Annotated in this window: 8 protein-coding genes; all 8 read right to left on the minus strand. The window is 74.6% G+C overall.

Annotated features, from left to right (window positions below; genetic code table 11):
- Nucleotides 1-36: 36 nt before the first annotated feature.
- The gene (locus tag FKD65_RS45150) at nt 37-492 is read right to left on the minus strand and encodes a DUF4253 domain-containing protein (protein WP_205718384.1); all 456 of its coding nucleotides are present in this window, start codon (nt 490-492) and stop codon (nt 37-39) included.
- Between the two features lie 71 nt (nt 493-563).
- Nucleotides 564-887, minus strand: coding sequence for a hypothetical protein (locus tag FKD65_RS45155; RefSeq protein WP_205718385.1), 324 nt, complete (start codon nt 885-887; stop codon nt 564-566).
- Nucleotides 888-922: 35 nt separating this feature from the next.
- Entirely contained in the window at nt 923-2,632 is a 1,710-nt protein-coding gene (locus FKD65_RS37195) for an ABC transporter ATP-binding protein (protein WP_141583719.1), read from the minus strand.
- On the minus strand, nt 2,629-4,365 hold the full coding sequence (locus tag FKD65_RS37200) for an ABC transporter ATP-binding protein (protein WP_141583721.1): 1,737 nt from the start codon (nt 4,363-4,365) through the stop codon (nt 2,629-2,631). Before FKD65_RS37200 ends, FKD65_RS37195 begins: the two co-directional genes overlap by 4 nt.
- Nucleotides 4,366-4,512: 147 nt before the next feature.
- Nucleotides 4,513-4,668 carry a VenA family class IV lanthipeptide gene (locus tag FKD65_RS44600; RefSeq protein ID WP_168221299.1) on the minus strand — a complete coding sequence of 52 codons (156 nt, stop codon included), beginning with the start codon at nt 4,666-4,668 and terminating at the stop codon, nt 4,513-4,515.
- A 5-nt stretch (nt 4,669-4,673) separates the two neighbouring features.
- Nucleotides 4,674-6,551, minus strand: coding sequence for a S9 family peptidase (locus tag FKD65_RS37205; RefSeq protein WP_141583723.1), 1,878 nt, complete (start codon nt 6,549-6,551; stop codon nt 4,674-4,676).
- Nucleotides 6,548-9,427 carry a class IV lanthionine synthetase LanL gene (gene lanL / locus FKD65_RS37210; RefSeq protein ID WP_141583725.1) on the minus strand — a complete coding sequence of 960 codons (2,880 nt, stop codon included), beginning with the start codon at nt 9,425-9,427 and terminating at the stop codon, nt 6,548-6,550. The genes FKD65_RS37205 and lanL overlap by 4 nt, the downstream gene beginning before the upstream one ends.
- A 546-nt stretch (nt 9,428-9,973) precedes the next feature.
- On the minus strand, nt 9,974-11,104 hold the full coding sequence (locus FKD65_RS37215) for an ROK family transcriptional regulator (protein WP_141583727.1): 1,131 nt from the start codon (nt 11,102-11,104) through the stop codon (nt 9,974-9,976).
- Nucleotides 11,105-11,179 lie beyond the last annotated feature (75 nt).

Genomic DNA, 11,179 nt, shown 5'->3' on the forward strand with positions numbered 1-11,179 from the left:
CGCGCTGGGGACGCGCTCACTGACGACGGGTGGGGTTCAGTCCCACCAGAACACCCATGCGTTGAGGTCGACGAGGTGCTCGGCGTATGAGGCGAGTGTGGCGGGGGTGGTGTTCTGCCAGATGTTGTCCGGGCAGAACGCGAAATGCTCGGCGGCGACTCGGAGCGCTTCCTCGTGGGTCGACGGTGGAGCCGCGACGCTCAGGTAGAGCTCCGAGAAGCCGGCGCCGACGACCCGGGCGCCGAAGCGATCCTCCCAGCTGCGGACTACCGACGCGATCTCTCCGGTGTCGTTGGTGTAGTTAAGCGGCCCGCTCCACCCCATGGAGACAAGCGCGTCCGAGCCACGCTCGGCGGCGGCCAGGCCGAGCCGCAGGGACGAAAGCCGGTCGAGCAGGTGCTCCGCGTACCCGGCGGCGAAGGAGTCCGGCTCTCCTTGGGACTCCATGCTCGGCGCCAGGCCGGGCCACTGCCGGCCGTATGGCGCGGTCACAGCGATCCGTTCCTCCTCGGACAGCACATCGTCGTCCGAGCTCGTCTCGGTGTAGTCCCGCCACCACTCTTTCAGCAGATTCTCGTGGTCATGACGGTCGGGAGAGCTGAATTTCCCGGGAAGAGCTCACCCGATTCCCAGGGCCGGAAGCCGCTGTCACGCGCGAGAGGTTCCAGCAGCAGCGGCCACAGCCCCGTTCGATCGCGGAGCCGGTAGAGGCTCGTCCACAGCTCCGCCGAGGGCGTGGTCGAGGACAGCCAGAGGCTCGCCTCCCCCTCACCCTCGTCGGCCTTGATCAGGCGGCCGGGCGGCAGCACGGTTTCGGGATCCACGACGCCGGTGGCTTGATCGGACAACATGGCCAGGCCTGACCGGATCGCAGTTTCCGCGCTCATCCGCCGAACGATATGGCATGACGGAGACATCCCTCTCAGGTCAGCCAGTGGCCTACGAGTTCTGCGTAGGTCTGGTTGCGGGTCAGGAGGGTTTCGTGGGTGCCCAGGGTGGGGACCGGGCCGTCCATCAGTAGGACCTGGTGGGCTCGTTCGGCGGACGTTATGCGGTGGGCTATGACGATCAGGGTGCCGCCGCGGGACGCCAGGGCCAGTTCGGCGCGGGCCTCCGTCGCCGGGTCCAGGTGGCTGGTCGCCTCGTCCAGGACGATGACCGACGCCGGGGACAGGTAGGCGCGGGCCAGGGTGATGAGCTGGCGTTCGCCCTGGGAGAGGCCCCCGCCGCCGGGCGGGATCTCGGCCTCGTAGCCGCCCAGGCGCTCGACCGTTTCGAGGAGGCCCACGGCCTTCACCGCCTCGTCCAGGGACGGGGTGGAGGCGTCGGGGCGCAGGTAGGTGAGGTTGTCGCGGAGGGTGCCTGCGAAGACGTAGCTCTCCTGCGGGATCAGCGTGATCTTTGAGCGCAGGTGTGCCGGGGCCAGGCGGGGGAGGGGGACCTTGCCCAGGGTGATCTTGCCCTTCTGGGGTTCCAGGAGGCCGGTGAGCAGGTTCGCCAGGGTGGACTTGCCGGTGCCGCTGGGGCCGACGACCGCCAGGTGGGTCCCCTCGGGGACGTGCAGTGAGAGGTCCTCCACGACGGGCGCCGCGTGCGGGGAGTAGGCGAAGGTCACGTGGTCGGCTTCGATCCCGGACGATTCGGACGTCGCCGTGCCCGGCGGGGGTGCCCCGGGGACGGCGCAGACCTCGGCGAGGCGGCCCAGGACCACCGCGAGGCTGAGCAGGAGGGTGCCGCCCGCGTCTACCAGGACGGTGATTCCCGGCTGGAGTCCCGTCACCAGGTATCCCGCGCCGCCTGCGATCTGCCCGGCGGTGAGCCCGTGGTGCGCGGTCAGGTAGGGCGACAGGACGAGCAGGGCGAGCAGCGGCAGGTGCACCCCGAGGGCCAGGACGGGAAGGCGGACCCAGCGGGTGCGGGCGTAGGCGCGCAGGGCCTCGGCCTGCGCGTCCACGACCTCGCCGACCGCGGTGGCGGCGCGGTCCTCGGCGGCGCAGGCGGCGACGTCCCGGACGCCGTGCACGACCGTGGCGGCGGCCTCGCCGATCCGCTCGGCCTGGCGGATGACCGCCCGGTACCGGCGGATTTGCACACCCACGAACGCCGCGTACACCGCCAGGGACAGCGCCACCGACAGGCAGATGACGAGGGCCAGCGGCGGGGACAGCAGAGCCAGGCCGACGAGCGCGGCGGCCCCCGCCGACAGCAGCTGGCGGACGTTGCGCAGCGCGGTCCCCATCAGCGCCCGGACGGCCTCGGCCTGCTCGGTGACCTGGGAGACCCCCGCGCCCGCCGCGTCCGGCGCCCGGTCGGACATCCGGCGGAGCGCGGCCGCGACGACCTCGGTGACCAGGGAGTCGCGCAGCGGCTCGACGGTCGCGGCGAGCCACGGGTAGACCCGCCCGGTCGCGAACGCGCCGACCGCGTACAGGGCCGCGAGGACGGCCAGCCAGCCGAGGCCGGTCAGGGTGCGCCCCGCGAGGAACCCCTGGTCGACGGCGCGGGCCAGGAGCAGGCCGGACGCGAACATCGGCAGGGACTCCACGGCCGACCAGGCGGCGAGGCGGCGCACCGCGGGCCACTGCCCCCGCAGGTGGCGGTGCAGGAGGCGCGCGGAGGGCGGGGCCGTCATGAAGCCGCCCGGGTGGAGAACACGGCGCGGTAGTCGGCGTCGGCCCACAACTCCGAGTGGGGGGCGAGGGCCCGCACGCGCCCCGCGTCCAGCCAGGCGACGAGGTCGGCGCGGGCGGCGGTCGCCGGGCGGCGCGCCACGACCAGGCTGGTCCGGCCGGCCAGGATCTGGCGGAGCGCCTGGGTCACCTTCATCTCCGTGGCGGTGTCGAGGCTGCTGGTGGCGTCGTCGAGGAGGACGATGCGGGCGTCGGCGAGCGCGGCGCGGGCCAGCCCGAGCCGCTGCAGCTCGCCGCCGGACATCGGGGCGCGGTCGAGCGGCGTGTCGTATCCGTCGGGCAGCGCCCGGATGAAGGCGTCGGCGACGGCGTCGCGCGCGGCGCGGTGCACCTCGGCGCGGGTCGCGGCGGGGCGGGCGTAGGCGATCGTGTCGCGGACGGTCGCGCCGAGCAGCGCGGGGCGTTCGAAGGCGTAGGCGACGGCGCGCCGCAGCTCCGCGAGCGGTACGGCGGTGACGGGGACGCCGTCGAGTTCGACGGCCCCCTCGTCCGGGTCGAGGAGCCGCCCGATGGTCGACATCAGCACGCTCTTGCCCGTCCCGGACGTGCCGACCACCGCGACGGTCGTCCCCGGCGGCACGTCGAGGTCGAGCCCGTCGAGGACGGCGCGGCCGCCCAGCCGGACGGTGACGCCGCGCAGCCGCAGCCGGCCGGGCCCGTCCGGCAGCCGCACCGGCCGTGCGGGCGCCCGCACGGCCGGGACGGCCGACAGGATCTCGTTGATCCGCCCGGCGCCGACCTGGCAGTTCAGCAGCGCGACGACCGTGTCGAACACCGACGCCGCCGCGACGGCCAGGGCCGCGTAGGACATGGCGCCCACGAGCTGCCCGGTGGTGATGTCGCCGGTGGCCAGGCGCACGCCCGCGACGCCGACCACCAGGACCTGGGTGAGCGGGGCCAGCAGCGCGAGCCGCCGGCCGACCGCGCCCTGCACCGTCCATGTCTCCCGGCCCGCACGGCCGAGGCCGGGAAGCGGCGCGAGGATCCGCCGCGCCTCGGCGGCGGCGGTGCCGCTCGCCCGGATGGTCCGGATGCCCTGCCGGGCGTCGAGCAGCCGCGTCGCGATCGCCGCCTGGCACGCCTGGTACCGGGCGAACGGCTCGGTGGCCCGGACGACGAACACGCGCAGCGCGACCAGCAGCGGCGGCACGCCGGCCGCGAACGCGGCGGCGAGCCACCAGTCGATCAGCGCGAGGCCGGCCAGCGCGCCCAGGGTGGTGGCGAGCGCGGCGGCGGCCGACAGCAGCAGGACGGGGAACGCCGCCGGTCCCGACGCGGACTCGGTGAGCCGGGACAGCACGTCCCCGGCGGGGAAGCGCCGCCGCCCCTGCGGCCCGAGCGCGAGCACGTGCCCGAGCAGCCGGTGCCGGAGCCAGGCGGTGATGTCGCTGCCGCAGTAGGAGCCGAGCACGTCCTCGCCGGTGGTGGCGACGGCCGCCGCCGCCAGGACGAGCGCGAGCCATGCCGTGGAGGTGCCGACGTCGTGCTGGGCGCGGGCCGCGTCGACCGCACGGGCCAGCATGACCGGGGTCGCCAGCGTCGCGGCGACGCGGACGATCACGAGGAGGGCCAGCCCGCCCATGGCGGGCCGGAAGCGGGCCATGGCGCCGCGCAGCAGCCGCCTGCCGCCGGCGCGCAGCACCGCGGAGTCGCCCGGTGCACCGGTGAGGACCACGTGCCACGACTCCGTTCACATTCGGGGGATGCCTTCTACACTCGTAAGTGGGTCCGGTCACGGACCGGCTCGTGGCCGGTCCGTGACCGGGGTTCTGCGGGCCGGGGTTCATTCAGGGGTCCCGGGTTCCGCATGGGCCTGCGCTGATCAGGCGCAGGAGATGCCGATGCAGATCGTGTTGAGCAGCGTCAGCAGGCCGACACACGCGCAGGTGCCGCCGAGCTGGATGCCGTCGATCTCCACGGGGTCGGTCTCGGGCAGCTCCTGCAGAGCGGCCACGAGGTCGCCGTCGAACGTGTTCATGCGATTCACCTCCCTTCCTTGTCGAGGGCCAAGGCCCGCCCCGCCGTGAGGCAGAAGCGGACCACCGCTTTGCGCAGGACCGGGGACCAGGCCTGGACGACCTCGTGATGGTCGCCGGCGGTCTCCAGGTAGTCGAAGTCGACTCCTTCGGTCCTGCCGAGTTCTAGGAGGCGGCGCCGCAGCGCCCTGGACTGCTCGACCGGGACGGCCTCGTCCCGGACGCCGTGCGCCACCAGCAGGGGCGCCGCCAGCGCGTCGCACACCCGCAGGGCGTCGCGCCGGGGGTCCTGCCCGTCGCGGGCGTCCAGGCGGCTGAGCCGCGACACGCGGTCCCGGACCGCGCCGTTCGCCGTGCGGTGCAGCCCGGCCGCCGAGGTGAAGGGCGCGAGCGCGACGCATCCGGACCACAGGTCGGGCCGGTGGCAGGCCGCGAGCAGGGCCAGGAAGGCGCCGTAGCTGCCGCCGAGCACGACGGGGCGCGGCAGCGCGGTGCCGCGGCTCTGCGTGATCGCGTCGGCGATGTGGACGACGTCGTCCAGGTCCGGGCCTCCCCAGTCGCCGATGACCGGCCGCAGGTGCGCGTCGCCGTACCCGGTGCTGCCCCGGTAGTTGGGGGCCACGACGGAGGCGCCGGCGGCGGCCAGGTACTGGAAGAGCGGTTCGAACTCGTACCGCCACGCCGACAGCGGACCGCCGTGCAGGGCGAGGACGAGCCGGGGCCGGGCGCGCCAGCCGGCGCCGCCGTAGACGATCGCCTCGATGGGCCCCGCCGGGCCGGCGAGCTCGACGAGTTCGGCGCGCCGCCAGGCCGACGCGCCGCCCGAGGGGTGCGCGGCCAGGTCCCAGCCGGTGCGCGCGGGAGGCCGCACCGTCGCGAGGGTCGGCGGCTGGTGCGGGGCCGCGAAGCGGACGTGGATCCGTCCGTCCCCGCCCCAGAGGGCGGGCGGCCAGAGCATGCCCTCCGGGCCGGGGACCCGGGTGATCCGGTCCTCCCCGGTGGCGTAGACGGCCAGGCGCGCGGCGGCGCCGGCGATCTCCCGGACGAGCAGCCGCTCGCCGGAGGCGTCGAAGGCCAGCGGGGTCCGGTGCGCGGCCGACCGGTTGAGGTTCTCGGGGAACCGGACGGGGCCGCCGCCGGGCAGGCGCAGCCCGATCTGCGGCGCGCCGCGCTGCTGGACGCCCGGCGAGGTGGTGGTCACCGCGAGGGCGCCCGAGCGCGGGCTGTAGGCCGCGATCCGGTCGCTGGTGGTGTCGGAGACCGACCAGAAGCGCTGCCAGCTGCGTTCCCGCAGGTCGACAAGGATCCCGTCGGTGCGGTGCCCGGCCTCGTCGTGGTCGAGGGCGAGGGTGCGGCCCTCGTCCACCCAGACGCCGCCCGACAGCACGCCGGGGATCCGCACGACCGGCTCCAGCGTGGCCGAGGAGGGGGACACCCGCCAGATGCGCGAGTGCCGTTCGTTCTCGACGGCCACGAGGACCACGGTCTGCGCCTGCCCCGGAGCGGCCAGCAGGAACCCGGCGAGCATCTCCGGCACCGGCCACGACCGGGCGGCCTTCAGCCCGGTGGGGGTCGGCTCGGCGGCGACGAGCGTCCCGTGGCCCGCCGGTCCGCCGTCCTCGCCGGCCGCCGGCCGGACGACCAGCACGCGGCCGTCGTTCAGTGGCAGCGCCCCGCTGCGCCGGTCGATGATCCGGTCCTCGGGCTCGCCCGGGAGGGCGCCGTCGAGCGTCCGCAGGGACGGCTGCGGCCACGTCAGGTCCCAGCGCTCCAGGACGACGCTGTCCTGCACGGACCGCAGGCAGGCGGCCCAGCGGCCGTCGGCCGAGAAGGCGAAGCCGAAGCGGCTCGGCACGGGCGGGAGGTCCGGAAGGGCGCCGGTCATGACGCGCTCCCGGCGGTCGTCGGCTCGGGGGCGGCGCCGTCGGTGGCCTCGTCGGCCGTCCACTGGCGCGGCGTGCCGTGCTGGAGGCGCACCAGGAAGCCGAGGACACCGCTGAGGCCGTCCCCCCAGGTGGCCGAGACGTTGCCCTGCTCGTCCGGGAAGACCATCCGCCCGCCGCGGTGCGCCCGGTTGGCGAGGATCATGTGAGCCAGGCGCCACGCGTCCGCCCGGAAGCGCTCGTCGCCGGTGAGGTCCGCCAGGTCGAGCAGGAAGTCGCCGTTGCCGGACAGGCCGTGGCACTGCCCGAGCGTCGCGCGCCAGCGGTTGTCCATCACCGCGCGGGCGGCCATCTCGGCGGCCCGCCGGAAGCGCCGCTCGCCGGTGGCGCGGCCGAGGCGCCCGAGGAAGCCGCCGATGCCGGCCGAGCCGTGGCACCAGTATGGCGCGGTGGCGATGTCGCCCGAGTTCGCCGGCCACATCGCCGACCGCCCCGTGTCGATCATCGTGTCTAGCAGCGTCTCCCCGACGCGGGTCGCGAGCGCCCGGTGGGCGTCGCCGCCGACCGACTCCGCGCAGGCGAGCAGGAACCCGCCGACGCCCGAGACGCCGTGCGCGAAGCCGTAGTAGCGCCGCCCGGCGAGCTTGGACTCGATCTCGGCGGGCGTGCTCCAGTCGACCCCGCCGTCCTCCTCCTCGACGGTCCCGGCGAGCGCGTCGGCGGCCGCGACGGCGCGCTCGGCGAACTCCGCGCGTCCCGTCCGGGCCCACAGGTGCAGGGCCGCGAAGCCGAGGCCGGCCGTCCCGTGCGTCACGTCCGGGCTGGGGACCGCCTCCGGGAGCCGCTCCGCGACGGCGAGCGCGCCGTCGACCAGCTCGCCGTCGTCCAGGGCCAGCCCGGCGTCCAGCACCGCCCACGCGGCGCCCGCCGTGCCGAAGTACAGCCCGGGAGGCCGGTCGCTCTCCCTGTCCAGCCGCCGCAGGATCCAGTGGCCCGCGTCGCTGACGGCCTCGGCCAGTCGCGGGTCGGCGTCGACCTCGTAGCACCGGGTCAGGGCGCCCAGGCCTCCCGCCGCGCCGTGCTGGAGGCTGCACGGGTCGGGGGCGCCGTGGACGCACGACGCGGGCCACAGCGTCTCGGCCGACTCCGGGGTCATGGTGGCGACGAGCTGGTCGACGATCCCGGCGACCGACAGCCCGAGCTGCCTTTGAAGCGCAGGGGTCCGGACAGTCCGCGGCGCGTCCCCGCGCCGGCCCGCCGCGGCGCCACCGGCCCTGTCGCCACCGGCTCCGCCAGTCTTGCCGCCACCGGCTCCGCGCCCCGGCCTCATCCGGGCCAGTTCCACCAGTGCCCTTCGCGGGGTCCAGCGGTGGCCCGGGTCGTCGGCCATCAGGCCGAGCAGCAGCGGGGTCAGCGACTCGGGCAGGTCGAGGTCCGGGGTGCGGGCGGCGAGCCACTCCGCAAGGCGCTCGCTCAGGGACCTGGCAGGCGGGCTCTCGTCCAGGAAGTAGGGGGGCCCGCCGGTGAGGACGTGGCACAGGGTCGCGCCGAGGGCGAAGTGGTCGGCCGTCCGGTCCGGTGCCGCACCGGCCATCTGCTCCGGCGCGCTGTATCCGGGGGTGCCCACCCGCATGCCCTCGGCCTCGGTGTCCTCCGCGGTGAGGGCCAGCTCCAGGTCGATCATCACCGGGCCGCCGTCCGGGCGGACCATGATGTTGCTCGGGTTGAAGTCGCGCACGATGAGCCCGGCCTCGTGCGCCTTCGCCATCAGCTCGGCCAGGCGCCGGCCCATCTCCAGGGCCGGGCCCACGTGCGGACCCCAGCCCGCGTCGCCGATCTGGTCGGCGATCCACTGCCGCAGCGAGGTGCCCGGGATCATCTCCTGCGCCAGGAAGAGGTGCCCGCTCTGGGTGAAGAGCTCGACGGGGCGCGGCGCGAACCCCAGGGTCTCGACCGCACCGAGCACGCGGGCCTCGGTCCGCAGCCGGTCGCGGGTGTCCCTGCCGCTCGCGTCGACGTCCACGTGCGGGCGCGCCTCCTTGATGACGATCGCCTCGCCGGTCCTGGTGTCCGTCGCCCGGTACACGCCGCCCTTGTTGGTGTGGCGGATCGCCTCGTGCACGGTGAACCGCGATCCGATCAGGACCCCTTTCCGGTTCTCCGCGCCATTCTGGGCGGGTGCGATCTTTTGCCCGTTTTCGGTCCCGCCCGAAGCGTCCGCGCCGTTCTCGGCCTCCGCCGGCGGGACGTCCTTGGGAAATGGGCAGACGGCCCAGGAAGGGGGCGTGTAAGTCGCGCCGCGGCGGTCTTCCACGGGATTGCCGTCGGGGTCGAGAATGACCCAGGCGTAGAACCCGTCGTTGGTGATCCGGCGCACCTCGACGAACGCCCCATAGCGGTAGTGCACGAGGCTGCCGGGCCCGTAGGGGCGGTCGGACAGGATGCGCGGGCCGGGGAGGCCGGCGGTCGCCACGTGCAGTTCCGCCGCGAGCCGGACGGCTTCGTCGTCGTTGACCGGATAGACGGTGATGAACTTCCCGGAATGGCCGCGCGAGGTGTTGCGCGCGTTCATCGCCGCGACGTGGTCGCGGGTGGCGGCGAACTTGAACAGGGAGCGGCCCGCCAGCAGCACCGGCAGCGAGCGGGCGAGCACCTGCTCGGCCGACGCCGGCGTGGCGGAGACGTGCAGCTTCCAGCCCTGCGCGGGGCACTCGCCGCCCTCCGGGCGCACCTGGGCCCACATGCCGCTGCGGGCCGTCGTCCAGCGGGCCGGGCCGTCCGCAGCGGTGAGCGCCCGGTCGAGGACGTCGAGCAGGCGGGTGTCGCCGCCGTCCGCGGCGACCGCCCCGGACAAGACACTGAAATGGAAGTCCGCCATCTCCGCTCGTCCTCTCCTTTTCCGCTCGACCGCCAAGGTCGCCGGCGCTTGGTATTGATCATTTTATCTTTTGGGTTCAAAAGTCAGGAAAGCGGCTGGGATGTCACTTTCGCTGAGCAAGGACACGGTAACCACGAATCATCCGGAAACGCTAGTCCGTGAGTTCTGTCCGGCATCCACCCTGTCGGTAGAAAAGACTTACCTGACAGGGGATATGTCTCGTGCCACGTGTGCAGAGAGTGACGATCTGGGGCGGCGACGTTTCCGCAATGGGGGGAAATGTCGAGTTTGTCATCACCGGGATTGATGATCGCGTTTTCCCATTGAGTTGCGGCCCGGTTCGCGACCGCATCATGGCCGATGACTGCCACCGCGGCCGGTGGCGACCCGCGGCGCGGTTGTGCTAACAGCGCATCGCGCGCGAAACGGCGGGCTTCCCGCGCCCACGGCTCCGGCTTCTCGGACCGCGGCTTCCCGAGCTGCGGCTTCTCAGCCGCCGGCTTTCGGACCGGGCCTTCTCAGGCCCGGGCTCTCAGGCGCCGGCTTTCAGGCGCCGGCGGCGGCCGCGTCGACGGCGCCGGGGGACAGGATGTTGTCCAGGACCATCGCGGCGCAGCCGGCCAGGCCCGCGCTCTCGCCGAGGCGGCTCGGCTCGATCCGCAGGTCGCGGGTCGCCAGCGCCGTGGAGCGCCGGTAGACGATCTCGCGCAGGCCGGCGATCAGCGGCTCGTCGGCGCCCGCGAGGTCGCCGCCGAGGACGACGACCGCGGGGTTGAGCAGGTTGACCGCGGTGGCCACGACCTCGCCGATGCGGCGGCCGGCGTCGCGCAGCAGGGCGACGGTCGCGGGGTCGCCGGCGCGGGCGAGGGCGGCGAGGGCGGGCAGGTCGTCCGCGGGGGAGCGGGCCAGCAGGGCCGTCCCGCCGGCGACGGCCTCGACGCAGTTCACGTTGCCGCAGCGGCAGGGCGCCTCGCCGGGGAAGGGGACGGGCACGTGCCCGATCTCCCCGGCCGCGCCGAGCGCGCCGCGCTGGATCCGGCCGCCCGCGATGATGCCCGCGCCGATCCCGGTCGAGACCTTGACGAACAGCAGGTCGCCGACGCCGGGGTGGGCCTGGTGCTCGCCGACCGCGGCGGCGTTGACCTCGTTGTCGAGGTGGGCGGGGACGCCGAAGCGCTCGGCGACCGGGCCGCCGATCTCGACCGCGTCCCAGCGCCCCGCGACGTGCTCGACGGCGTCGGGGACGCCGAGGCCGACGCCGCGGACGGTCGACGGGTCGGTGCCGGACACGTCGAGGAGGGACGCCCACTGGTCGAACAGGCGCGGCAGCGTCTTGCCCGGGCTCACCTCCGCCGGGGGGCCGTCGGCGCGCGCCAGCACCTTGCCGGCGAGGTCGCACACGGCGAGCTGCCCGCGGGACTGGCCGAGGTTCGCGACGAGGACGGCGCCGCCCGCGGCGTTGAACTCCAGCCTGGCCGGGGGGCGCCCGCCGGTGGACGGCCCGTCCGCGCGCTCGACCACCAGCCCGCGCGAGATCAGCGCCGCCAGGCGCGAGGCCACGGCGGGACGCGACAGCCCGGTGAGGCGGCCCAGCTCCGCGCGGGTGGCGACGCCCTCCTCGCGGATCAGGCGCAGCATGTCGCCGCCGGTGGCCGGACGGGTGACGGGGCGGGGCATCCGGCCAGTCAAGCAGCCGGGGCTTCGGTACGTCCAGTTGGAAGAACATCCAGACTTTTGTCATCCAAAGTTCAT

Origin of the sequence: Actinomadura sp. WMMA1423, assembly GCF_006547145.1 — a bacterium.
Taxonomy (GTDB): Bacteria; Actinomycetota; Actinomycetes; order Streptosporangiales; family Streptosporangiaceae; genus Spirillospora.

Coding starts and splice junctions, on each gene's coding strand:
- lanL (WP_141583725.1), bottom strand. CDS start 9,427: ATGGCGGACTTCCATTTCAGTGTCTTGTCCGGGGCGGTCGCCGCGGAC.
- FKD65_RS45155 (WP_205718385.1), bottom strand. CDS start 887: ATGAGCGCGGAAACTGCGATCCGGTCAGGCCTGGCCATGTTGTCCGAT.
- FKD65_RS37215 (WP_141583727.1), bottom strand. CDS start 11,104: ATGCCCCGCCCCGTCACCCGTCCGGCCACCGGCGGCGACATGCTGCGC.
- FKD65_RS37205 (WP_141583723.1), bottom strand. CDS start 6,551: ATGACCGGCGCCCTTCCGGACCTCCCGCCCGTGCCGAGCCGCTTCGGC.
- FKD65_RS44600 (WP_168221299.1), bottom strand. CDS start 4,668: ATGAACACGTTCGACGGCGACCTCGTGGCCGCTCTGCAGGAGCTGCCC.
- FKD65_RS37195 (WP_141583719.1), bottom strand. CDS start 2,632: ATGACGGCCCCGCCCTCCGCGCGCCTCCTGCACCGCCACCTGCGGGGG.